A 22,845-nucleotide genomic window follows, 5' to 3' on the forward strand; every position below is an offset into this window, starting at 1 on the left:
CAAGCAATACCCTGGCGCCATCCAGGCCAGTATCTACCGTCCTTGAGGGGTGAATCGCAGGCATGAGGAGCGGGAGTTCCGCTCGAAGAAAAAGCCGTGTTGATCGGCGGGCTTGCTCCGAAGGCGTTGGGTCGGTTTGCATTGATACAGGATGTGCCGACGCCTTCGCGAGCAAGCTCGCTCCCACAGGTTTTTGTGTCGTGTGCAGATGGCCGAGAACACCCACCAACCCATGTGGGAGCGGGCTTGCTCGCGAAGGCGTCGGCTCAGCTACATGGATCTTCTCGCCTCAAGCCTTTCGAGTCCTAGGCAAGAAAATCGCCAACACCCCGAACAACGGCAGGAACGAGCACAACCAGTACACATACTCGATGCCACGGATGTCCGCCAGGTGCCCCAGCAGCGCGGCGCCAATCCCGCCGAAACCGAACATCAGCCCGAAGAACACACCGGCGATCATCCCGACATTGCCCGGTACCAGTTCCTGGGCATACACCACGATGGCCGAGAACGCCGAGGCCAGGATGAAGCCGATGACCACGCTGAGGATGCTGGTCCACAACAGGTCGACATGAGGCAGGATCAGGGTGAACGGTGCCACGCCGAGGATCGAGAACCAGATCACCGCCTTGCGCCCGATCCTGTCGCCAATCGGTCCACCGAAGAAGGTCCCCGCCGCCACCGCCCCGAGAAACAGGAACAGGTGCAACTGCGAAGAGGCCACCGACAGGTCGAACTTCTCGATCAGATAGAACGTGAAATAGCTGGTGAAACTGGCCATGTAGAAATACTTGGAAAACACCAGCAGCCCCAGCACCACCAGCGCACTCAAGACCCGTCCCTTGGATAGGCCATGCGTGGCCGCCTGGCCTTGCTTGAGTTTGAACAGGTTCAGGTGGTTGGCGTACCAACGGCTGATGCGGTACAGCACGAACAGCGCAAACAGGGCGAACAACCCGAACCAGGCCACATTGCCTTGCCCATAGGGAATGATGATCGCCGCCGCCAGCAGCGGGCCGAAGGCTGAGCCGGCGTTACCACCCACCTGGAACGTCGATTGCGCCAGCCCGTAGCGGCCGCCCGAGGCCAATCGCGCCACCCGCGACGCTTCCGGATGAAAGGTCGACGAGCCTATCCCGATCAACGCCGCCGCCAACAGGATCAAGGCAAAACTGCCGACCATGGACATCATCACGATGCCGATCAGCGTGCACACCGTCCCAGCCGGCAGCAGCCAGGGCTTGGGGTGCCGGTCAGTGTGATAGCCGACCCAAGGCTGCAACAAAGAGGCGGTCAACTGGAACGTCAGCGTGATCAAGCCAACCTGCGTGAACGTCAGGCCATAGCTATCCTTGAGCATTGGATAAATCGAGGGCAGCACGGCCTGGATCAAGTCATTGATCAGGTGCGCCAGCGCCACGGCACCGATGATCCGCATGACCAACGGGCTGCTTTGCGCAGTGGCGGCAACGGCTGGGGTCTCGGCCTGGGTATTGCTGATAGCCATGGGAGTTTCCATACGACAGAGGGTGCACACGGGCAGGTGCGTCAATGTGCCATTTTTCGGTGCAGCAAGGCTATCCCCTTAGCTAGCTATCGACCTCGAAAAATTGCCGAAATCCAAGGTGATAGCCCTACGCCATGGTCTGAATCTTGCCTTGTTAATGGCCTACAACGCGGCTCCTTACAAAGGGGACCGAGAATGGGAAGTTTCGCTACAGAGCTGGCCTACCGAGCCGATTTGGACAAACTTTCGAGGCCTTTTAAAAGGGCACCTGTTTCAGCACTTGTGTAGAAAACGCACAAAAATAGTGCAAGGGTGTTCAGGGGAGTATGGGCATGCAGGCTTTTCTATCACCGGGAATCAGGTTGTTGGGGCATTTCGGCTTCGCCCGCAAATTCCAATTGCTGTTCCTGCTTTTTATCCTGCCGCTCATGGGCAGCCTGTGGCTCATCGGCCAGGACTATCGCGACAAACTCAGCCTGATTTCCGGGGAACGCGCCGGGGTGCGCCAATTGCTGGCCCTGGATAACCTGGACAACCTGCTCACCGCCCAGCGCAACCGCGCCGCCCGCTGGCGCGCCACCGAAACCAATCGGCAGCCGACACCCGCGACGCTGGCCGCCATGGCGGCGTATGACGCAGTGCAACCGGCCCTTACCCAGGCCGCCAGTGACCTGGGCAACGCCCTGCAAACCGAAGGGGCCGAGGCCGATACCCTCGCCCGCTATCAAGCCCTGCAAACCAGCCTCAACGGCCTGGATTCGAAGAGCCTGGGCAGCGTGGGCTGGTGGCCGGATGGCTACGACCGCTTCACCGCTGCCCTCAGCGCCCTGCAAGCCTTGCGCGAGCAGATGGTCATGGACAACCGCCTGACCCTCGCCTCCTGGCTGGAAACGTATTTGCTGACGCAGATTTCCACTCAGCAGACGCCGGACCTGATCGAACGGGTCGGTCGCCTGGCCAGCGTTGGACAAGCTTCCGTGGTATCAGGCCAGTTCACGTTGCAGAGTCGCCTGCAACTGCGGGACCTGCGCAGCCGTATCGGCGACGCCCGGGACCAGTTGGTCAAGACCGGAGCGCTGCTGGAAACCCGCCTGCCCAGCGATCTGCAAACCTGGGCCGGACAATACCAGGGCAGCCTCAAGCACTTGGATGCCGGCCTGAAAGTGTTGGATGACGGCGTGTTCGGCGGTTCCATCAATCTCAAGCCCGAAGACTTCGAGAAACACATGGACGCCCTCCTCGCCGACCTGGCGACCCTGCGGCAACAGTCACTGGTGGCACTGGATACGCGGCTGGACCACTACCACGGTTCGGCGATTCGCCAGTTCACCCTGGTAGCAACGGTACTGGGCTGCCTGCTGCTGGCGGCGCTGTATCTTTTTGTTTGCCTGCAATCGTCGATCCGGCGCAGCGCCAGCGGCATCACCCTGCTGGCCGAAGCCCTGCGCGACGGCAATCTCAGCTTGCAAGTGCCAGTGCAAGGACGCGATGAACTGGCGGCCATCAGCACCGCCCTCAACGTCGCCGTGGTGCAGCTGCGCAACAGCCTGCTGGGGGTGGACCACGAAACGTTGCAGTTGAGCGACGCCGTACGCACCCTCAATACCCACTCCAGCGGCGCCCTGGGCGAAGTCGAAGCCCAGCAGATGCAGATCAGCCAGATCGCTGCCGCCGCAACACAACTGGCCGCCACCTCCCAGGGCGTGGCGAAGAGTTGTGAACAGGCCTCCGATAGCGCCCAGCAGACCCGCCGCATCGCCACCGACAGCAGCCGCGACAGCCAACGCACCACGGCCAGCATCCAGCAGCTCAACCAGCGCCTCAACGAAACCGCCGCCGCACTGGGGCGGGTCAGCGAACAGGGGCAACAGATCCAACTGGTGGTCGATACCATTCGTGGCGTGGCCGAGCAGACCAATCTTTTGGCCCTCAATGCCGCCATCGAAGCCGCTCGCGCCGGGGAACAGGGCCGTGGTTTCGCGGTGGTGGCCGACGAGGTGCGCAGCCTGTCGCAACGCACCCAATCCTCCACGCAACAGATTGCCGCCACCGTCGACAGCCTGCGCGCCACGGTCAACGAAGCCGTCAGCCTGATGGAAGCCGCCTGCGGCCAGGCCCAGACCGACGCCCAAGCAGTCACCGGCCTTGGCGAACGGCTGGGAGAAATTGCCAGCGCGGTGCAAAGCGTCACCGACACCCTGGCGCAAATCGCCACCGCCGTGGATGAGCAAGCCAGCACCGCCGACGAGGTCAGCGGCAATATCCAGCAGGTCGACCAGGCAGCGATGCGTTTGCTTGAAGGCGCAAGGGCCGTGAACCTGGCGGCGGATACCCTGAGCCAGGGAAGCCGGGCCCTGAGTGCCAACACAGGGAGATTTCAGCTCGGTTGATAGCGATTTGCAGCGAGGATTGTTAAGCGGTTGAAAGCGCAGAGAAATATTTCAGATTTACGCTTGACACATCTTCGTTACCGGCGAATAATGCGCGCCACTTGGCTACATAGCTCAGTTGGTTAGAGCATAGCATTCATAATGCTGGGGTCCGGGGTTCAAGTCCCTGTGTAGCCACCAAGTACTAAAAACGGCCTATCGAAAGATAGGCCGTTTTTTTATGCCTCGAGAAAAGTGCCTGTCCTCTCAGGATTTGGTTGCCCCCCTGTGGCGAGAGGCCTTGTTGATTTGCGCCACACGCCTCGCATCGCTACAGTCGATCTCCATACCCCTGGCCCACGGATGGAGCGACACGTGCTTATAGATCTGAAACCAAACCTTCATCGTCTTTCAGCCGTTTCGTTGCTGGCTGTCGCGCTAACGCTTAGCGCCTGCAAGGCCCCGCCCTCCTCCTCCGCCACACCGGCATTGCCCGCGCCGCCGGAAATCACCTCAGGCTACCGCACCGATGTGCAGACCCGTTACGCCGACAAGCACATGGCGGCCGCGGCCAACCCGTTGGCGGCCGAGGCCGGGCGGGAGATGTTGCGACGCGGCGGCTCGGCCATCGACGCGGCGATTGCGATGCAAGCGGTGCTGACGCTGGTGGAACCACAATCTTCAGGTATCGGCGGTGGCGCGTTCATTGTGCTGTGGGATGGCAAGGCCGTGCGCACCTACGACGGTCGCGAAACGGCACCGGCTGGCGCCACCGAAAGACTTTTCCTGCAAGCCGACGGCAAACCCATGCCGTTTACCGCCGCCCAAATCGGCGGCCGCTCCGTAGGTACGCCGGGGGTGTTGCGCGCCCTGGAACTGGCCCACCGCAAACACGGACGCCTGAAATGGGCGACGCTGTTCGAGCCGGCCATCGCGCTGGCAGAGCAGGGTTTTGCAATCTCGCCCAGGCTGCATTCGTTGATCGCGACCGATCCGTCCCTGCCGGGCTCGCCGGATATGGCCGCCTACTTCCTGAACGCCGATGGCAGCCCGAAAGCCGTCGGTACGACACTGAAGAATCCAGCCTTGGCCGGCGTGCTCAAGCGCATCGCCAAAGAAGGCCCGGATGCGTTGTACAAAGGGCCGGTGGCCGAGGAGATGGTCGCCAAGGTGCGAGGTCACGCCAATCCCGGCAGCCTTTCGCTCAATGACCTCCAGAGCTACGCCGCCCGAGAGCGCGCGCCGTTGTGCTCCGACTACAAGCGCTGGCAAGTGTGCGGCATGGCGCCCCCTTCTTCTGGCGGGATCGCCTTGGCGCAGATCCTGGGGACATTGCAGGCCCTGGAACAGCGCGACAGCCACAATGCCCTCGCGCCGTTGAAACCACTCAAGACCGACAAACCCGCCGGCCTCGAGCCCGCGCCCGAGGCGGCGCACTTGATCGCTGAAGCGGAACGCCTGGCCTACGCTGACCGCGCCCAGTACGTCGCCGACTCGGATTTTATTCCCGTGCCGGTCAAAGGCCTGGTCGACCCGGGCTATCTGGCCAGCCGCGCAGGCCTGATCGGCGCACGCAGCATGGGCGTCGCCAAGCCCGGGACACCGCCGGGCATTCAAGTGGCCTATGCGCCGGACCGTTCGCCACTGCGCATTTCCACCTCGCAAGTGGTGGCGGTGGATGACCAGGGCGGTGCAGTGTCCATGACCACCACGGTGGAATCGGCATTTGGCTCGCACTTGATGGTCCAGGGTTTCATGCTCAACAACCAGATGACTGACTTCTCGTTCATCCCTGAAGAAAACGGGCAAAAAGTCGCCAACCGCGTCGAACCCGGCAAACGCCCGCGCTCGTCCATGGCGCCGACGCTGATCTTCGATCGTCAAAGTGGTGAGCTGCTGGCCGCTGTTGGTTCACCGGGCGGCTCGCAAATTATCGAATACGTCGCCAAGTCAGTGATTGGCCTGCTCGACTGGAACCTGGACCCGCAAACCGCCATCAACTTCCCCAACTTCGGCAGCCGCAACGGCCCCACCGAACTGGAAAAGGGGCAGTTCAGCCCGACGCTGATCCAGGCGCTGAAAGACAAAGGCCATGCGGTAAGCGAGATCGACATGAACAGCGGCACCCAGGCGATCGTCCGGGTGCGTGATGCACAAGGGAAAACGTCGCTGGCCGGCGGCGCGGACCCGCGGCGCGAAGGTGCCGCGCTGGGGGATTGAGCGCTCGCCGATCAGGTTGAGTCAGCGTGCAAGGATGTTGAATGTGTGGCCGCCATCGCGAGCAAGCTCGCTCCCACAGGAGGTGGCGGCGAACACAATATCAAGGCTATTCAGGGAGAACTGTGGGAGCGAGCCTGCTCGCGATGACGGCGGCTCGCTCAGCAGTTTTCCTCAGGTCGATAGCTGGTTGGCAAACTGGCTCACCGCATCGACCACCTTCTTCGCCCCGTCCTGGATCTCGACGATCACCGTGCCCGCCTCGGCGGCCAGGGCCAGGCCGTGCTCGGCCTGGTGCTGACCGTCGGTCATCAGGGCCACGGCATTGCGGGCCATGTCCTGGTTCTGGCGGACCACGCCAACGATTTCATCGGTCGCCTGGCTGGTGCGCGATGCCAGTTGTCGCACTTCATCGGCCACCACCGCAAAACCGCGACCTTGCTCGCCGGCCCGGGCCGCTTCGATCGCGGCGTTGAGCGCCAGCAGGTTGGTTTGTTCGGCGATGCCGCTGATGGTCTTGACGATGGTACCAATCACCAGGGATTGCTCGTTCAACGCCTCGATGCCTTCACCAGCGGTTTGCATGTGCCGGGCCAGGTCGCGCATCACCTCCACGGCCTGGGTCACCACCGTCGTGCCGCGCTGGGCGGTGTTGTCGGTCTGCAGCGAGGTGCTGTAGGCGATGCTGGCCGCATCAGCGACGGCTTTTTCCTGGTTGACCTGGTCGGTGATATTGGTGGCGAACTTGACCACTTTGTACAGTCGATCGTTGGCATCGACCACCGGGTTGTAGGAGGCTTCCAGCCAGACCTCACGACCGTTGCTGTCGATACGCTTGAAGCGACCGGCCACGAACTCACCGCTGTTCAGGCGTTTCCAGAACTGCTGGTAGGCCGCGCTGTTGTATTCCTCGGGCTCGCAAAACGTGCGGTGATGCTTGCCCTTGATCTGCGCAAGGCTGTAGCCCATGGCGTTGAGGAAACGATCATTGGCCGTCAGTACGTGACCACCCAAATCGAATTCGATCACCGCCGTTGAACGCACCAACGCACCGATGAGGTTTTCATGCTCGCGAGAGGCCTCGATGGTGCGGGTCAGGTCATTGGAATACATCGAAAAATAGCGGATCCGCCCGTCTGCACCCCGTACAGGCTGGAGGATCGAACGCAGCCAGGCTTCCTGGCCATTGCCTCGCAGCAGGCGCACGGCACCGGAAAAGTGCTCGCCACGGGTCAGCGCCGACTTGAAGCGAACCTGGAACTCATTGGATTTCAAATACGCAGGGACCAGTTCATCCACTGGCCGGCCGATCAAGTCCTGGCTCTTGTAGCGCATCTCGTCGAGGAAATTCTGATTGACCGATTGAATCCGTCCATCGGCATCCAGGGTGAGGCCAAGCATTTCGCGATCCAGGCTTTCCTTGACTTGCGCAAGGCTGGACAGTTCTTGGCGAAGAGCCAGCAGCTCCTGCTTCAGGCGGTTGTTGAACATGGGCAGCTCCGACAGCAGGAGAATTAAATGCTGTTCCCTAGCCATCGGCCCGGCGATTTTTTTCTAAAGAGCACCACGAGCCCCTGGTGAAAATATTCCAGGACGCCCTCGAACCCGATAAGCCTCCCATGGTCACTGGATTGTTCTACTGTTGCGCCTGACCTTTGAAGCCTTTGCCATCAATACCCATAACCATAAAAACGAGGTAATTGCCGTGACCACCGACATCGAAGACAGCCGTTCCGCCCGCTTCGCCTTGCGCTGTTCCAGTTTCGCCGAGCGCTGGTTCCCCGACTCCTGGGTCTTCGCCGCGCTGGCGGTGCTGGTGGTCGCCGTGGCGACACAATTCATCGGCGCCACGCCCACGGCGGCAGCCATGGCGTTCGGCGACGGCTTCTGGAGCCTGATCCCGTTCACCATGCAAATGGCCTTCGTGGTGATCGGCGGATACGTGGTCGCCAGCTCGCCACCGGCCGTCAAATTGATTGACCGCCTGGCACGGATTCCGACCAACGGCCGCTCCGCTGTGGCGTGGGTGGCGCTGATCTCCATGGTCGCGTCGTTGCTCAACTGGGGCCTGTCGTTGGTGTTTGGCGGTTTGCTGGTGCGCGCCCTTGCCCGGCGCACCGACTTGAAAATGGACTATCGCGCCGCCGGGGCCGCTGCTTACCTGGGCCTGGGCGCAGTGTGGGCCCTGGGCTTGTCTTCGTCGGCAGCGCAATTGCAGGCCAACCCGGCCAGCCTGCCGCCCTCGATCCTGTCCATTACCGGCGTCATTCCCTTTACCCAGACCATTTTTCTCTGGCAGTCCGGGGTCATGTTGCTGGCGCTGATCGTGATTTCCCTGATTGTCGCCTACGCCACCGCCCCCGGGCCGAACAGCGCCCGTGACGCCGCCGCTTGTGGTATCGACCCCAGTTTCAGCATGCCGGCGTTGCAGCCGCGTACCCGCCCAGGAGAATGGCTGGAGCACAGTCCGCTGCTGATCATCGCCCTGGTGCTGTTGGCGGCCGGCTGGCTGTTCCACGAGTTCTCGACCAAGCCTGCGATCAGTGCCATTTCCGGGCTCAACACTTATAACTTCCTGTTCATCATGCTGGGCGCCTTGCTGCACTGGCGGCCGCGCAGCTTTCTCGACGCCGTGGCTCGCGCGGTGCCGACCACCACCGGCGTGTTGATCCAGTTTCCGTTGTACGGCTCGATCGCCGCGCTGCTGACCACGGTCAAAGGCAGCGAAGCCCAGACCCTGGCCCACCACATCTCGACCTTTTTCGTACAAATCGCCTCCCATGACACCTACGCCTTGTTGATGGGCGTCTATTCGGCGGTACTGGGCTTCTTCATTCCTTCTGGCGGCGGCAAGTGGATCATTGAAGCGCCCTACGTCATGCAGGTGGCCAACGACCTGAACTATCACCTGGGCTGGGCGGTGCAAATCTATAACGCCGCCGAAGCGCTGCCGAACCTTATCAACCCGTTCTACATGCTGCCGTTGCTCGGGGTCCTGGGGCTGAAGGCCAGGGACCTGATCGGTTTTTCCTTCGTGCAGCTGCTGGTGCATACGCCGTTGGTGCTGGCGCTGCTATGGGCGCTGGGGACAACATTGAGTTATTTGCCGCCAGTGATGCCATAAAGCCATAAAAAAGGGCCGATATTTCCATCGGCCCACTTCTTCTTCGGCCCGGTCTGTTTCAGTATGGATGCGCCCTGTTTCGAGGGGCCCACACGCTGAAAAGGATCTGAGCATGTCCAAACTCGCCGTACTTTCTTTTGCCGCCCTGGCCTTCAGTGCCGCCGCCCACGCCACCGACATTGACGTACAACTGGGTAGCACCGAACGCGTCACCCGTCTCTTTGCCTTCCCCAATAACTGCAACGTCATCTGCTTTCGCGACTGGACCCTGGAACAGACCGTCGAGCACTACCTGACTCAAAGCGTGCAGCGCGACGGCTACGGCACGGCCAAGGTCCACGTCAAAATCGATAACGACAAGGTCTATGCCAGCATCAGCGGCGTACCGAAGAGCTACGGCCAACCACTCAAGGCCCTGCTCGACGCCGGTGACCTGGCGTACAACGGTGCCTCGAAACTCAACAGCGACAAGAAATGGTCCTACAACTGGTATCTGTTCCTGCCGCTGGGCATGGCCCTGGAAAACCGCAAGAGTGTCGAGTTGCTGCACTTCCCGCCGGACTACTCCCTGACCCAGGCCCAGGACTACCTGGAGTCGGCCACCACCGACCGTTGGGCCACGCTGCTGACCGTCAACGGCATTGCGGTTGAACAGACGCCGGCCTACCAGACCATTATCGACATCGCGCCCATCGCGGCACCGTCCAATGCTGGCAGCACATTGGAAGGGCTCTACAGCTACTTCAACGATTACCAAACCACCATGGTCACACAGGTCACCCAAACCGCCAGCGGCGCCGCATTGCCGATGGTGGCCTTCGGAGCGCCCGTTCGGAACTGGATCAAGACCCAGTACGGCCAGACCGTGAATGTGCTCAGCTTGGCGACTATCACAACCGGCAGCGGGGTCAAGGTTCCGGTCCTGGGCTCCAACCATCCGAGCTACATCTGGTACGCCGCCGACAAGGACAACTACGAGGGCGACGAAGCCAAGGCCGATGCCGCTGGCCTGAAAGTCATGGGCCAGGACCTGAGCGCTGCATGCTGGCAGGCCGGCATGGGCAGCAAGCCGGGCACCGACCCGAACACCCTGCTGAACCAGTGCACGCAGACCTGGCAGGTCACGCAGAAGGAGAAAACCTGCGAGTTGTTCTACACCTCGGTTCGGAAGTTGAGCGAGGAAGACGCAGCGAAAAAATGCGAGACACCGGCGATCAAGTCGCAACTTCCACAACTGAAGGTGCCCATGCCGCTGCCTGCCGAGGCGGTCTAAACCTAGAGGCGCCTTCCCGCGTAGGCTGGCGCTGACGCGGGGAAGCGCCTTTGGCACCTGTCAGAGTCGACAGTAGATGACGCCCCCGACTTGGGCGAAGCTATCAAGGTTTTTTAAACGACCGCCGGCAGGATCGCCAGCGCCAGAAAGTCGAGTGTTTAGCACCGACAAGGACTGTCATGACCACGTTCATTACAGATCGCGCCTGCTCACAGTACCGGGATTGCATCTACCCGGAAAAACCACTCAGTACCCGCCTGGGCTACCCCTCGGTGCACGACTTCGAAGTGCGTCGCACGACCGACGGCCGGGGAAACGCCATCATCGCCCGCAAATCATTCGCCCCCATGGAGAGGATGTGCAGGGTTTCGGGGCTGCTGGTGAGCCGACGGCGCCTGCACACGCTGCAGATCCTGCCGGACGTCCACATGTATGACCCGCGCTTCGCCGGATTGCTGCTGCATTCCTGCAACCCGAATGTCTTCCTCGACATGAGCGAACTGTGGCTGTGGTCACTGGCCCACATCGATGAAGGTGACTGCCTGACGATGGACTACGCCAGTACCGAACAGAAACTGTATCGACAGTTCGCCTGCCGGTGCGGTTCACCCAACTGTCATGGCTGGATTACCGGCTATGACGAACCGCCCAATGAGCAGGGAATGAAGTTTCTACGGCACTGGCGCCGACAATGTCACCGCGACTGACGAACCGGACTCAAGGCGCGTCGACCGGACGCAGCCGATACTGTGGCGGCAACTGTTCGAAACCGCTGATCGTGGTGTCCAGGCTCTTCCAGCGTCCATCCTTGATGCCGTAGATGCAGCCATGGATCGACAGTTTCTGCCCGCGATGCCAGGCGTTCTGCACTATGCTGGTATGGCCGACGTTGGCCACCTGCTGGATCACGTTCAGCTCGCACAGCCGGTCGACACGTTCCTCCTCGGTCGGCAATTGGCCCAACGCCTCGCGATGTTCGTAGTACAGGTCGCGAATCGAGCGCAGCCAACCGTCGATCAGGCCCAGTTGCCGGTCCTGCATCGAGGCACGCACACCGCCACAGCCGTAATGGCCAGTGACCAGGATGTGTTTGACCTTGAGCACGTCCACCGCGTACTGGATCACCGACAGGCAGTTGAGATCCGTGTGCAGCACTACGTTGGCCACGTTGCGGTGTACGAACAGATCGCCCGGCAGCATGCCGACGATCTCGTTGGCCGGCACCCGCGCATCGGAACAGCCGATCCACAGGTATTCCGGGGTTTGCTGACGAGCCAGCTTGGAGAAGAAGTCAGGATCTTCCTGCTTGATCGCATCGGCCCAACGCGCGTTGTTATCAATCAGATCTTGTAATTCGTTCATGCTGTCTAGCCTCGATTGAGAGTGCGCAACTGTGACAAACGACCGCCGGTCGAGGTCACGTCGGCGATGCATTGGAATTCCTGGATGCGCTGCCGGTCGACACCAGTAAGGCCCACAGTATGAGGAATTGCCATGAATGATTCACGACGCCCCTTCGATGCGACGCAACCGGAACCCATTGACGACAATGAGGATCGCATGGGCTCGATGCATGAACTGGAGTTCGACGAAGAAGAACCCAGCGCGAAAATCGGTGACGAACTGCCGGAAAACGAACGCGAACACCTGATGCCTCGCGAACGCGTCCGTGAAGCCGGGATGACCGGGGCTTCGACGGATGATCACGAATCGACCGACGACGACATGAGCCCGGAAACCCTCATCCACGAAGACGGCGCCCGGGACGCCCACGAGACCGGGGACGACGAACAGGCAGACTGGGACCTGAGCGTGGTGGATGAAAATGATATTGGCGGGGGCGATGGGCTGGACGAAGCGGAAATGGCGGATATCGATCCGCTGGATGGCAAGCGCTGACCCGACAATCGCCATCGCGAGCAAGCTCGCTCCCACAGTGGTTTTGTGTTTGGCCTCGGATTTAATGTACACCGCCAAGCCCCTGTGGGAGCGAGCTTGCTCGCGATAGCCGTGGCTCAGTTTGCATCAATGTTGGATGTACCGCCGTCTTCGCGAGCAGGCTCGCTCCCACAGGGGGGCGTGGCAGTTCAGTCCACCAAGGTACAAGCCATGACCACCGCATCCTCACGCCCACCCACCGCCGGGTAGTAATCCCGGCGCCGGCCAATTTCATTGAAGCCATAGCGCTCATACAGCCGGAACGCCGTGCGGTTGCTGTCGCGCACTTCCAGGAAACACTCCCGGGCCTCGGCCTTGTAGGCAATCGACATCAAATGTTCCAACAGGCGCAAACCCAGGCCTCGGCCCTGGTTTTCCGGTTTGACGGTGATATTGAGCAGGTGCGCCTCATCCAGGATGATCTGCACCACACCATGGCCCACTTGCTGCTGGCCTTCGAACATCAGCCAGATCTGGTATTTGCCCAGACCGTCGAGAAATATCCCCCGGGTCCAGGGGTGGCTGTAGGCGGCGTATTCGATTTTCAGTACAGCGTCGAGGTCCGCCTCGGTCATCGGGCGGAACGATACAGCGTCACTCATTCGATTCTTTCCAGCGCGCCATCAGCCGGCGCATGGCTTGCCAGACATCAGCCTTGCGCTGTGGCGTTTCCATTAACAGTTCCAACCCGGGCAACGCCCAGGCCGAGCCCAGGCCTTCGACCTGCAATTCACGATTGAACGCTTCGGCATCCGCCTCGCCGGCAAACTTCACCGCCGGCAGGCCGATCAGCCACAGGCACACGCAGGGCTCGTCTTCGAGGCGCGCCGAAACGAACCCCTGGACAAAATCCCGCGCCGCTTCGGGCCCCTGGTCCATGGTGCCGCGCGACAACAGCGGCCAGCGCACCGGTTCGCCAATGATCTGCGGGCTATCCGGCAGACCGGCGGCGCGCAGCATGTCCTTGAGCAGCAAGTAGGCTGGATCGCGGCTTTGAAACGGCTCACCCGTAGGCAACTCCACCAACAGCAGGCAACGCCCGGCCCGCAGCAGTTGCAGGGCGAAACGCGGCGGCGCGACGTAGGGCGCCTTGGGCGGCGCCTCGACAACTTCTTCCACCGGCTTGGCATTGGTACGGGTCGAGGCCAGGCTCGGACGCGGCACTTCGATTTTTGGCCGTTCGACCACGGGCGCCACCGGCTCGGCAACCGTCTTGGCCTCAGGCGCGGTCACGACCGGCGCGATGTACTCGGGCTCGGGCGTTTCCAGCAGCTCGGGCCGCGAGGGGGCGGCGAACGGCAATTCGGTACGCGGCAGCCAGTTGACCACCTGCATGGCGGTCAGATAGGCGCGGCGACGGGACTCGATAAGCAAGGGTCGGCCACTTGTGGATAACTGAAAGTGGGGGGGATTCTACCGCCCTTCGAGGCGGATCGCTTCCCTGTTGAGCCAATAGTTGATCGATAGCAAACGACAGTCCGTCCAAGGGGTGAATCGCAACCGGCCCGATGCAGTACAATCGCCGCTTTTAATTGCCAACCCGACGGCCATTGCGATGATCGAACCCAAGCGCGTCTTGCGCGCCCTCGCTGAACACTGGGCATTGCTGGAACCTTTGTGCGAGCACTTCGACCAGGGCACCCTGAGCCTCAACGAATTGCGTTCACAGCTGGCCGCCCAACAACTGGACAGCACGCCTCAGGACATCACAAGCCTGCTGGATGTGTGGATCCGCCTGGACATCCTCGTACCGGTGGCGAAAAGCCCGAACCGCTTCGAGCTCAACGCCCAGATCCATGACTTCCTCGCCTACCTGCGCCGCGAACACCGCCTGGGCCTGTGCCTGGAGATCGAAGCCTACCTGCGCCACCTCGAGCGCCTGGCCGGCTACATCCAGGACGCCTTCGACATTCGCGACGGTAACGACCTGGCCCGCCAACTGCGCCTGCTGGACATGCGCGTGCGCGACGTGCTCAAGAAACTCGCCAACGACGAACAGGCCCTGGTGGCCGTCGCCGAACGGGCCAAGACCAGCGACCGGCAGATCCCGCTGCGCCAACGCTATGCCGAAGTGCTGGCGACCTGGGACGAATACGTCGAGCCGATGATCCAACTGGTGAACGCCGACGGCGCCTTCGAGCAAGGCGTGCGCAAGGTCGAGAACGTGCTGTTGCGCATGCTCACCGAACAGCAGCGCCTCGGTCACCTGGTGGACGACGACATGCTGCTGCGCACCCACGCGCGCATTCTCGAGATGCAGACCAGCGCCCAGTTGACCCTGCGGCATGCCCGTGAACTGCTCCTGCCACTGCGCGAAGAGGCTCGCCGGCACAACGCAGTGACCCGTGGCGCGGCTTTGGCCCTGGCGGCCATTCGTCGCAAAGGCATCGATGCCGTGCCGCAGGCCGCCATGCCGATGTTTACCCGGCCGCAAAGCACGTTCCTGGGCAGCGCCAGCCAGGTCGAAGCCTATGTCTATGCGCTGGCCCGTTTCGAACCGAAACCGGCGCGCTTCCCCAAGTCCCACAAGACCCACAAGGGCGGCGAGGCACCGCGTGCGCCACGCACCGTGCGCGAGATGGTCGAGCGTTGCGAAGACGCCCTGCCGATGCCGGACCTGATGAGCTGGCTGCTGGAACAGGAACCGGACGGCGCCACCGACGAATTGCTGTACTGGTTCTCGCGCCTGTCGCGGGAAAAACGTTTCAAGCGCGAGCGTCTGGAACGCCGCGACTATCACACTCACGAGCATCAGGTCAGCCTGCGCTCCTTCGCCCTGCTCTCGGCCGGCGACACCGCCGCCGAGGATTCTGCGAGCATCCCCCATGCATCTTGATCTATCCGAACTGTCACAGCTGGCGCCGATCTTCCGCGAGCTGTTCAAGGGCTACCACGTCAGCCGCCGCGACCCGGAGCTGTACGCACAACTGTCGAACTTCCAGGACCAATACCGCACGCTGTTCAAGGCCCTGGGCTTCGAACTGGTGTGCGATACCCGTGGCTTCTATTACTTCGTGCCGGACCTGGCCGCCGCGGCGGTGAACAAGACCGCCCAGCGCCTGGCCCTGTTCACCTTCATCCTGGTCGAGCATCTGGCCGACCAGGGCCGCGACCCGATTGCCGTGCTCGACGGCGGCAGCCTGGGCCGCGATGAGCTGCCGTCGCTGCTGGAAAAGTACCGCGACCTGTTCATCCAGGCCGAAGTACAGACCCAGGAAGAACTGGAAGAGAAAATCATGCGACGCATGACCCAACTGGGTTTTGCCAGCGAAGAAAACGGCGTGTACCGCTTCCTGCCGCCGATGCATCGCTTCCTCGACGTGTGCCTGTCGGTCCAGCAGGACCGCGACCTGGCCGCCAGCCTGCACAGCGTGCTGCCGTTGCCGGTGCCCGTGCTGATCGACGAAGACAGCGACGAAAAACTGCTGCAGACCGATGATCCGCTGGACCTCAGCGAATTTGAAGGTGAGAGCGAAGAAGACGCACTGGCCCGCGCCATTGCCGAAGAACAGGAGACCGACGCATGAGCAAGGAACGCTACGGCATCCGCCGCTTTGCCCTTTTGAACACCGCCGGCTACAGCCTCGGTCTGTTCCCGCTGGAAGAACCGCTGTCGGTCTATGGCGCGAACAACCTCGGTAAATCCGCCTCGATCAACGCCTTGCAGTTCCCGATCCTGGCGCGCATGTCGGACATGAGCTTCGGCAAGTACAGCCTGGAACAATCCCGGCGTTTCTACTTTGCCTCGGACACCAGCTACATCCTGGTGGAAGTCGCCCTGCCCCACGGCCCACACGTGATTGGCGTGGTCGGTCGCGGCCCTGGCGGCGGTTTCGGTCACCAGTTCTTTGCCTACGCCGGCAAACTGGACTTGGCCCACTATCAGAAAAATGACACCTGCCTGCGTCAGAAAGAGCTGTTCACCAACCTGGAGCGCGAAGGCCTGAAAGCCTACGAACTCAAGCCGGATGAACTGCGACGCCTGCTGGTGGGTGGCCACACCTCGATCCCGCTGGACCTGACGCTGATCCCGCTGCGCTCCACCAGCGAGCAAAGCCTCAAGACCTTCCGCGCGCTGTTCATCAACCTGCTGCACATGCGCGAAATCACCGCAGCCAAACTCAAGCAACTGTTCCTCGACGCGTTCGAGCACAGCCTGCGTTCCGGTAGCGTGGACTACATCGCCGCGTGCGAAGAAGCCTTCCGCGACGTACGCCGCATGGAGCAGGACTACAACTCCCTGGTGGCGGCCGGTCCGCTGGTGGAAGCCCTGGCCAATGGCGTGAAGCAGCGCGATATCCTGCGCGGCAAATTGCATCGCCTGTCGCCATTGCTCGACTCATTGCTCGGCACCTGGTCGGACTACGCCAGTGCGCGCAAGGAAGAGCTGACCATCCAGGCCGAACACTACCGCAACGAACAGGATTCGCTGCAGAACGACCAGCGCGGCGGCACTCAGGAACTGATGCGCCTGGAGCGGGAAATCAGCGGCATCCAGCGTTGGCTCGGCGAACTGTCGGTGCTCAAGCATCGCTTTGCCCTGGTGGATGACGTCAAGGTCCTGGAGCAGCAACTGCTCGCAGCCAAGGACGCCCACGACGAACTGGCCGGCGCCCTGGCCCAGTCCCGGCAGTTCAGCGCCGAGGACCTGGAGGAGCGCCTGCGGGACCTGGAAAAACGCCTGAAGTCGGTCAAGCAGCAACTCGATCACGCCGACAACAACAGCTATGCCCGCCTGCGGGAAGAGTTCTCGCAGCAGGACGTCGAACGCCTGATGCGCCTGTTCAACAGCGCCCTGTTCAGCCTGCCGCTGGGCGAACACGGCATCGCGCTGGACGAGAATGGCGAGTGGGTCAAATCCATGGAGCTGATCCTCGACGGCTTCAAAGGTGAGCGTTTCGAAGTGCCGGGCCTGTCTATCGACCTGTCCCACATCGAACCGCCTGCCCTGCAAGCCCTGGCCGACCGCGCCGCGCTGCGCGACCAGAAAGAACGCCTGGAAAAAGAACTCAAGCAGCTCAAGACCCAGCAAGCCGTGGCCGCCGACCGCGCCGCGAGCAAGACCCAGACCGAAGCGCTGTACCAGCAGGTCCTCGATGCGCAGAAAGCCCTGGAAGACTTCCGCCGCAGCCAGACCCTGAGTGCCGAAGAAGGCGAGAAGCTCGAGCAACTGGCGCAGATGGAAGCCGCCCAGGACGAACTCAAGCGCTCCAGCGATGCCTTCACCGAGCGTGTCCAGCAGCTGTCCGCCAAGTTGCAGTTGGTGGGCCGGCAGATCGCCGACATGGAAGCCAAGCAACGCACCCTCGACGATGCCCTGCGCCGTCGTCAATTGCTGCCGGCGGACCTGCCGTTCGGCACGCCATTCATGGACCCGGTCGACGATTCCATGGACAACCTGCTGCCGCTGCTCAATGACTACCAGGACAGCTGGCAAGGGCTGCTGCGGGTCGACGGCCAGATCGAAGCGCTGTATGCCCAGGTGCGCCTCAAGGGCGTGGCCAAGTTCGACAGCGAAGACGACATGGAGCGACGCCTGCAACTGCTGATCAACGCCTATGCCCACCGCACCGACGAGGCCCTGACCCTGGGCAAGGCGCGCCGTGCGGCCGTGACCGACATCGCCCGGACCCTGCGCAACATCCGCAGCGACTACGACAGCCTCGAACACCAACTGGCGCTGTTCAACCGCGAGATCAACAAGCGCCAGGTGTCCAACCTGCAGAGCTTCCGGATCGTCCTGGCGCCGAACAAGGAAGCGCTCAAGCACATCGACCAGATCATCCACAGTGCCGGCCAGTACGAGGAAGGCGAGACGCTGTCGGTGTTCGACCTCAGCCAGAGCGCCGAGCAGGACAACAAGAACGAAGAAGCCAAGGAATACCTGGCGCGGCTGGTGGCGGCGAACCACAACCAGCTCGGCCTCAAGGACCTGTTCGAACTGGCGTTCGAGATCACCAAGGTCAACGGCCAGCCAGTGATCCACACCGACATCGACGGTGCGGCGTCCAACGGCACCACCATGACCATCAAGGCGCTGACCAACATGTACTTGTTGCTGCACCTGATGGACCGCGAACAGGCCGGCCGCGTGCGTTTGCCGTACTACCTGGACGAAGCCGCGGACATCGACGAGAAAAACCAGGCCGCCCTGCTGGAGACCAGCCTGCAACTGGGCTTCGTGCCGATCCTGGCCAGTGTGAAGCCGCAAGTCTGCGCCAGTGTCGCCATTGACCTGGAAGGTGGCAGCGGCCCGAACGGCATCTACATCGACGAAGCGGACTGGAAGTACATCCGCCGTCACGATGCGGTGAAGGCCACGGTGAATGTCCAGGCCGACGAGCCGGAGCTGGATCCGGTGTGAGGTGAATTACCGGGCATGAAAAAGGCCGCGATCCATTGGATCGCGGCCTTTTTTATTGCGCTGGTTTTGAGTCGTCAGTGCAACTGATGGCCTCATCGCGAGCAAGCTCGCTCCCACAGGTTTGGCGTCGTTCATGGCAATCAAGTACGACATTCATCCATTGTGGGAGCGAGCCTGCTCGCGATGGCGTCAGAACAGACTAACGCCACTCCAATCACTTACCGAGACTGATCTTCGGCGCCCAAGTCAGCCATTCATCTTCAAACTTATCGAACAGTGGGAAAGTCTGCTCCGGTCGAGCCGGATTGCCCATTCGTTCGCCATCCGGCGTTGCGAACGCAATGCCGCCCTGGATAAGCGTTTCAAGCGACTCGGTGCGCACCGTCGCGCCCTTGAACAGACCGAAGTCCAGACCGAAACCACTGCTATTCCAGAAACGCGTGCCGCTGCGCACCAGCGGCGCATACTTGGGCTCGATCAGGATATGGATCAGCACCCGGTCCGCGGTCTGGCCCAGTTCATAACCGGTGACCTTGCCCACCGTAATCTCGCGGTAGGTCACCGGTACGCCGATCTTCAACGAACCACGGCGGGCCGCGCTCAGCACCAGGCTCAGTCCTGCTTCGGGCACAGCGCTTTCCGGTGGATTGGCCAGGGCCACGAAGCTTTTCTGCGGCCCGAGGTTTTTCGCCGAAGGCTGCACTTCAATGTATTGGCCGGTTACCAGCGTTTCCAGGTTGGAGGTCTTCATCAACCCCAACTCCGGCTTGACCACCCAGAACTGGGACCCGACCCGGGCGATGCGCTCCGGCACTTCGGTGATACGCGCCGTGAGCAGCACCGATTGCATATCGGCGCTGAGATCAACATCCTCGATCTTGCCCACATCCAACCCTTTGAACCGGATCGGCGTACCACTGCGCAAACCATCGGCGCGATCGACCTTGATCGTGACCTCAGTGCCTCGCTGTTGTGCAGCTTCGTGATCGGCGAACAGGCGGAAACGGGGAATACGTCTTTTCAGCGGCACATTCGGTTCCGGAGTTTCGAAGGCAATCCCACCAGCCATCAGGCTTTGCAGGGACTCGCTCTTGACCTGGATCCCGCCCGTCAAACCTCCCGTAAGCGTGATACCACTGGCGTTCCAGAAACGTGTCGAGCCGTTGACCAGCCCTTCGTACTCCTTCTCGATGTGCACACCAATGATCAGCTGCTTCTTCTTGCGGGAGAACTGATAGCTCTGCACCGACCCGACCTTGACCTGCTTGTAGAGGATCGGACTGCCGACCTCCAGCGATCCGAGGTTTTCGGTCAGCAGGACCAGGTGCAGCCCCGGGGAACGCAAGTCCAGTGGTGGAGCTTTTGCCCGGGCTTCGAACTCCCGTTGCGGCGCGCCGCCCTTGTCACCCGGTCGCACGGCAATGTAGTTGCCCTTGACCAACGCTTCCAGGCCGGTGATACCCGCCAGCGAGATCGATGGCTTGACGACCCAGAACTGCGTGCCGGTTACCAGGTAATCTTCGGCCAAGGGGTCCAGGGTCAATTCAGCCGTGGCGCTGGCCAAGTCCGGATCAACCTTGAGGTTCTTCAGGCTGCCGACCTGGATACCTTTGTACATGACCGGCGTACGACCGGCCTGCAACCCTTCGAAATCGCTGAGCTTGACCTTCACTCGAATGCCCGCCGCAGCGGCGTCAAAGTCTTCGTAAAGACGGAACGGCAGGCTTGGGTCCGTCGGCGGGCTGTCCTTGCGGCTTTCCGGCGTGGCGAAGGCAATCCCTCCGGCCACGATGCTGGCCAGGGACTCGCTGCGCACTTTGACGCCCGAGAGGTTGGCATCGATGCTGATGCCACTGGCATTCCAGAAACGCGTGTGTTTGCGCACCAGGCTGGCATAGGTCGGCTCGATGAAGATTTTGATCTCGACCTTGCTCTGATCCTCCGACAGCAGGTAGCTCTTCACCTGACCGACCTGAATCTGTTTGTAGAACACCGGGCTGCCACGGTTCAGCGAACCCAACCGATCAGCCTTGAGGGTCAAGTGCAACCCCGGCTTGGCATCCGACAGCGGCGGCTCTTCGGCCAGGGCCTTGAATTTACGGGCCGACTCCCCTTCACCTGGGCTGATAGCCACATAGTTACCCGAGACCAGGGTTTCCAGGCCAGTGATCCCGGCCAGACTCACGCTCGGCTTGACCAGCCAGAAACGTGTTCCGGTCTTGAGGTACTGCTCGACGTCCTTGTTCATCTCGATGGTCGCGACCACCCCCTTGGAGCTGCCTTCGTCATCGAGGGTAAGAGCCGTCACTTTGCCGACCGTCATCCCTTTGTAGACGACTTCGGTTTTGTTGACCTGGATGCCTTCTCCGCTCTCAAAGCGCACATTGATCTCGATTCCGGTCTCGTTATAAGCCCGCCAGCCGAGCCAGCCGCCGATGATCAAGGCAATCAACGGCAGGACCCAGATGGCCGACCAGTTCGAAGCCGGTCGAGTTTTAGCGGTAGGCAAATCAGTCATGGTCGTCATCCGACTCCGTGTTATCCCAAATCAGTCGGGGATCGAAGGTTACTGCGGCAATCATTGTCAAAATCACTACGCTGGCAAAAGCGATCGCGCCGAGACCGGCTTCGACACTGGCGAGCCGTCCGAAATTCACCACGGCCACCAAAATGGCGATCACGAAAATATCCAGCATCGACCAGCGACCAATGAACTCGATGAAACGGTACATAAGGATGCGTTGCTGCGCCGACATAGGCTGATGCCGCTGAACGGAAAACAACAACAAGGCGATGCCCACCAGTTTGAAAGTGGGTACAACGATGCTGGCGATGAACACCACGGCAGCAATAGGAATCATGCCGTGTTGAACCAGCTCGATGACGCCGGCCATGATGGTACTCGGGGCGCCCTGGCCCAGCGAGTTGATAGTCATGATCGGCAACATGTTGGCCGGAATATAAAGAATCGCGGCCGTGATCAACAATGCCCAGGTCCGCATCAAGCTGTTCGGGCGACGGGGGTGAACCAGCGCGCCGCAGCGAGTACAGGTTTGGTTATCGGCCTCAGCATCCTGCCGATTCAACTCGTGGCACTCCGTACAGATCAGAATCCCTGCATCAATCGCCCGCATGGGCATCTTCTCCTGATAACGCCTGCCAGATCTGATGGGGTGACATCACCACCTCCAGCCAGACCTGGACCAGCAACAAACTGATGAAGCACACCAGGCCAAGGCCTACGGTGATGGCCGCCATGTCTGCCAACTTGACGATGGCCACCAGCACCCCCATGAGGTAGACCTCAAGCATCCCCCAGTCTCGTAGATGGTGATAAATGCGATACAGCAACAAACCGTAACTACGGCCAAAGTCCAAGCGAATGGACAACAGCACCACCAACTGACAAAGCAACTTGAGTAGTGGAATGCCCATGCTGCACAGGAACACCACTGCCGCGATGCCTTGCATACCGGTATCAAACAGGCCGACCACCCCACTCCAAACGGTGTCCTGGGAGGACTGCCCGAGCAGATTGAGTTCCATGATGGGTAAGAAGTTGGCCGGCACATATAACAGCAGGGCCGCGATAACCAAGGCAAGGCTGCGTTCAACTACATTGTGCCGGTGAGCATAGAGCTCATAGCCACAACGGGGGCACTCGGCTTTTTCACCATGGGCCAGCTGAGGCTTGCGCATCAACAGGTCGCACTCATGACACGCCACCAGATCGCTCAGGGGCAGATCTGACAACCTATCAATGTCTGACGGATCGGGCATAAACAGCTCTGGCTCAGCTAAGGTGGGGCTATTCTAGTGCTCCGGCTCGGAAATAACTGTGCAAATTTATCACGAGCTTTCGCAGACTTTCCTGGGCGCAAAAACAAAACCCCTACCTGCATCAGCAGATAGGGGTTTCGGAATTTAATCTTGACGATGACCTACTCTCACATGGGGAAACCCCACACTACCATCGGCGATGCATCGTTTCACTGCTGAGTTCGGGATGGGATCAGGTGGTTCCAATGCTCTATGGTCGTCAAGAAATTCGGG

General features: G+C 61.1%; 18 protein-coding genes, 1 tRNA gene, 1 rRNA gene and 1 pseudogene. 10 read left to right on the forward strand and 11 right to left on the reverse strand.

The features are described 5' to 3' along the window. Positions 1-289 precede the first annotated feature (289 nt). Entirely contained in the window at positions 290-1,507 is a 1,218-nt protein-coding gene (locus KGA89_RS25325) for an MFS transporter (protein ID WP_003205547.1), read from the reverse strand. A 332-nt stretch (positions 1,508-1,839) separates the two neighbouring features. On the opposite strand from KGA89_RS25325, the gene KGA89_RS25330 reads away from it, so the two are divergent. The 3 genes from KGA89_RS25330 to ggt all read left to right on the forward strand — a co-directional run bounded on the left by KGA89_RS25330 (position 1,840) and on the right by ggt (position 6,096). Beyond that, positions 1,840-3,897, forward strand: a complete 2,058-nt coding sequence (locus KGA89_RS25330) for a methyl-accepting chemotaxis protein (RefSeq protein ID WP_223472794.1) — start codon at positions 1,840-1,842, stop codon at positions 3,895-3,897. 103 nt (positions 3,898-4,000) lie between these two features. Continuing rightward, positions 4,001-4,077: transfer RNA gene (locus KGA89_RS25335), tRNA-Met, on the forward strand. Between the two features lie 162 nt (positions 4,078-4,239). Next, entirely contained in the window at positions 4,240-6,096 is a 1,857-nt protein-coding gene (gene ggt, locus KGA89_RS25340; RefSeq protein ID WP_223472795.1) for a gamma-glutamyltransferase, read from the forward strand. 171 nt (positions 6,097-6,267) lie between these two features. Here the strand turns inward: ggt and KGA89_RS30900 are convergent, their stop codons facing one another. Continuing rightward, entirely contained in the window at positions 6,268-6,699 is a 432-nt protein-coding gene (locus KGA89_RS30900) for a methyl-accepting chemotaxis protein (protein ID WP_370873836.1), read from the reverse strand. Positions 6,700-6,807: 108 nt separating this feature from the next. Next, a pseudogene (locus KGA89_RS30905) lies at positions 6,808-7,629 on the reverse strand (PAS domain-containing protein); the annotation flags it as partial. A gap of 169 nt (positions 7,630-7,798) precedes the next feature. Between KGA89_RS30905 and KGA89_RS25355 the strand changes: the two are divergent. From KGA89_RS25355 to KGA89_RS25365, 3 genes are all read left to right on the forward strand, one after another. Next, positions 7,799-9,217, forward strand: a complete 1,419-nt coding sequence (locus KGA89_RS25355) for a short-chain fatty acid transporter (RefSeq protein WP_223472799.1) — start codon at positions 7,799-7,801, stop codon at positions 9,215-9,217. 112 nt (positions 9,218-9,329) lie between these two features. Next, positions 9,330-10,490, forward strand: coding sequence for a hypothetical protein (locus KGA89_RS25360; RefSeq protein ID WP_223472796.1), 1,161 nt, complete (start codon positions 9,330-9,332; stop codon positions 10,488-10,490). Positions 10,491-10,669: 179 nt separating this feature from the next. Further along, positions 10,670-11,197, forward strand: a complete 528-nt coding sequence (locus KGA89_RS25365) for a lysine methyltransferase (protein ID WP_223472797.1) — start codon at positions 10,670-10,672, stop codon at positions 11,195-11,197. A gap of 10 nt (positions 11,198-11,207) precedes the next feature. Here the strand turns inward: KGA89_RS25365 and can are convergent, their stop codons facing one another. Both can and KGA89_RS30540 read right to left on the reverse strand, forming a co-directional pair. Next, positions 11,208-11,852 (reverse strand): carbonate dehydratase, encoded by a 645-nt coding sequence (gene can / locus KGA89_RS25370; protein ID WP_003205581.1) that lies wholly within the window; start codon positions 11,850-11,852, stop codon positions 11,208-11,210. A gap of 5 nt (positions 11,853-11,857) precedes the next feature. Then, positions 11,858-11,986: a hypothetical protein gene (locus tag KGA89_RS30540; protein WP_256365268.1), complete on the reverse strand. Its 129-nt coding sequence runs from the start codon at positions 11,984-11,986 to the stop codon at positions 11,858-11,860. On the opposite strand from KGA89_RS30540, the gene KGA89_RS25375 reads away from it, so the two are divergent. Next, a complete protein-coding gene (locus KGA89_RS25375) occupies positions 11,985-12,389 on the forward strand; it encodes a hypothetical protein (RefSeq protein WP_003205583.1) in 405 nt (134 codons plus the stop codon). The two genes, KGA89_RS30540 and KGA89_RS25375, sit on opposite strands and share 2 nt — an antisense overlap. A gap of 188 nt (positions 12,390-12,577) precedes the next feature. On the opposite strand, the gene rimI is transcribed toward KGA89_RS25375, so the two are convergent. Next, positions 12,578-13,030, reverse strand: a complete 453-nt coding sequence (gene rimI, locus KGA89_RS25380; RefSeq protein WP_003205585.1) for a ribosomal protein S18-alanine N-acetyltransferase — start codon at positions 13,028-13,030, stop codon at positions 12,578-12,580. Beyond that, complete coding sequence (locus KGA89_RS25385) at positions 13,023-13,802, reverse strand: hypothetical protein (RefSeq protein ID WP_013694215.1); 780 nt, start codon at positions 13,800-13,802, stop codon at positions 13,023-13,025. Before KGA89_RS25385 ends, rimI begins: the two co-directional genes overlap by 8 nt. A gap of 181 nt (positions 13,803-13,983) precedes the next feature. Here KGA89_RS25385 and mksB point away from each other — a divergent pair, with 181 nt between their 5' ends. The 3 genes from mksB to mksF are packed head-to-tail and all read left to right on the forward strand — an operon-like array spanning position 13,984 to position 18,792. Then, entirely contained in the window at positions 13,984-15,264 is a 1,281-nt protein-coding gene (gene mksB, locus KGA89_RS25390; protein ID WP_013694216.1) for an Mks condensin complex protein MksB, read from the forward strand. Next, positions 15,254-15,955, forward strand: coding sequence for an Mks condensin complex protein MksE (gene mksE / locus KGA89_RS25395; protein WP_003205590.1), 702 nt, complete (start codon positions 15,254-15,256; stop codon positions 15,953-15,955). The genes mksB and mksE overlap by 11 nt, the downstream gene beginning before the upstream one ends. Further along, positions 15,952-18,792: an Mks condensin complex protein MksF gene (gene mksF / locus KGA89_RS25400; RefSeq protein WP_003205592.1), complete on the forward strand. Its 2,841-nt coding sequence runs from the start codon at positions 15,952-15,954 to the stop codon at positions 18,790-18,792. Before mksE ends, mksF begins: the two co-directional genes overlap by 4 nt. A 214-nt stretch (positions 18,793-19,006) precedes the next feature. Here the strand turns inward: mksF and KGA89_RS25405 are convergent, their stop codons facing one another. The 4 genes from KGA89_RS25405 to rrf form a co-directional block, all read right to left on the reverse strand. Further along, positions 19,007-21,310 (reverse strand): PqiB family protein, encoded by a 2,304-nt coding sequence (locus tag KGA89_RS25405; protein ID WP_003205594.1) that lies wholly within the window; start codon positions 21,308-21,310, stop codon positions 19,007-19,009. Continuing rightward, positions 21,303-21,926: a paraquat-inducible protein A gene (locus KGA89_RS25410; RefSeq protein ID WP_013694217.1), complete on the reverse strand. Its 624-nt coding sequence runs from the start codon at positions 21,924-21,926 to the stop codon at positions 21,303-21,305. The genes KGA89_RS25405 and KGA89_RS25410 overlap by 8 nt, the downstream gene beginning before the upstream one ends. Further along, the gene (locus KGA89_RS25415) at positions 21,913-22,572 is read right to left on the reverse strand and encodes a paraquat-inducible protein A (RefSeq protein WP_072344579.1); all 660 of its coding nucleotides are present in this window, start codon (positions 22,570-22,572) and stop codon (positions 21,913-21,915) included. The genes KGA89_RS25410 and KGA89_RS25415 overlap by 14 nt, the downstream gene beginning before the upstream one ends. Positions 22,573-22,720: 148 nt before the next feature. After that, positions 22,721-22,836, reverse strand: a 5S ribosomal RNA gene (rrf, locus tag KGA89_RS25420). Positions 22,837-22,845 lie beyond the last annotated feature (9 nt).

Origin of the sequence: Pseudomonas sp. A-RE-22 (genome assembly GCF_019956035.1) — a bacterium.
Lineage (GTDB): Bacteria > Pseudomonadota > Gammaproteobacteria > Pseudomonadales > Pseudomonadaceae > Aquipseudomonas > Aquipseudomonas brassicacearum.

Excerpts from the sequence above, each read along its gene's own strand:
- KGA89_RS25330 (WP_223472794.1), top strand. The coding sequence starts at position 1,840 with ATGCAGGCTTTTCTATCACCGGGAATCAGGTTGTTGGGGCATTTCGGC.
- mksB (WP_013694216.1), top strand. The coding sequence starts at position 13,984 with ATGATCGAACCCAAGCGCGTCTTGCGCGCCCTCGCTGAACACTGGGCA.
- mksE (WP_003205590.1), top strand. The coding sequence starts at position 15,254 with ATGCATCTTGATCTATCCGAACTGTCACAGCTGGCGCCGATCTTCCGC.
- rimI (WP_003205585.1), bottom strand. The coding sequence starts at position 13,030 with ATGAGTGACGCTGTATCGTTCCGCCCGATGACCGAGGCGGACCTCGAC.
- ggt (WP_223472795.1), top strand. The coding sequence starts at position 4,240 with ATGGAGCGACACGTGCTTATAGATCTGAAACCAAACCTTCATCGTCTT.
- can (WP_003205581.1), bottom strand. The coding sequence starts at position 11,852 with ATGAACGAATTACAAGATCTGATTGATAACAACGCGCGTTGGGCCGAT.
- KGA89_RS25415 (WP_072344579.1), bottom strand. The coding sequence starts at position 22,572 with ATGCCCGATCCGTCAGACATTGATAGGTTGTCAGATCTGCCCCTGAGC.
- KGA89_RS25405 (WP_003205594.1), bottom strand. The coding sequence starts at position 21,310 with ATGACTGATTTGCCTACCGCTAAAACTCGACCGGCTTCGAACTGGTCG.
- KGA89_RS25325 (WP_003205547.1), bottom strand. The coding sequence starts at position 1,507 with ATGGCTATCAGCAATACCCAGGCCGAGACCCCAGCCGTTGCCGCCACT.
- KGA89_RS25365 (WP_223472797.1), top strand. The coding sequence starts at position 10,670 with ATGACCACGTTCATTACAGATCGCGCCTGCTCACAGTACCGGGATTGC.
- KGA89_RS30540 (WP_256365268.1), bottom strand. The coding sequence starts at position 11,986 with ATGGCAATTCCTCATACTGTGGGCCTTACTGGTGTCGACCGGCAGCGC.
- KGA89_RS25360 (WP_223472796.1), top strand. The coding sequence starts at position 9,330 with ATGTCCAAACTCGCCGTACTTTCTTTTGCCGCCCTGGCCTTCAGTGCC.
- KGA89_RS25410 (WP_013694217.1), bottom strand. The coding sequence starts at position 21,926 with ATGCGGGCGATTGATGCAGGGATTCTGATCTGTACGGAGTGCCACGAG.
- KGA89_RS30900 (WP_370873836.1), bottom strand. The coding sequence starts at position 6,699 with ATGCGCGACCTGGCCCGGCACATGCAAACCGCTGGTGAAGGCATCGAG.
- KGA89_RS25375 (WP_003205583.1), top strand. The coding sequence starts at position 11,985 with ATGAATGATTCACGACGCCCCTTCGATGCGACGCAACCGGAACCCATT.
- mksF (WP_003205592.1), top strand. The coding sequence starts at position 15,952 with ATGAGCAAGGAACGCTACGGCATCCGCCGCTTTGCCCTTTTGAACACC.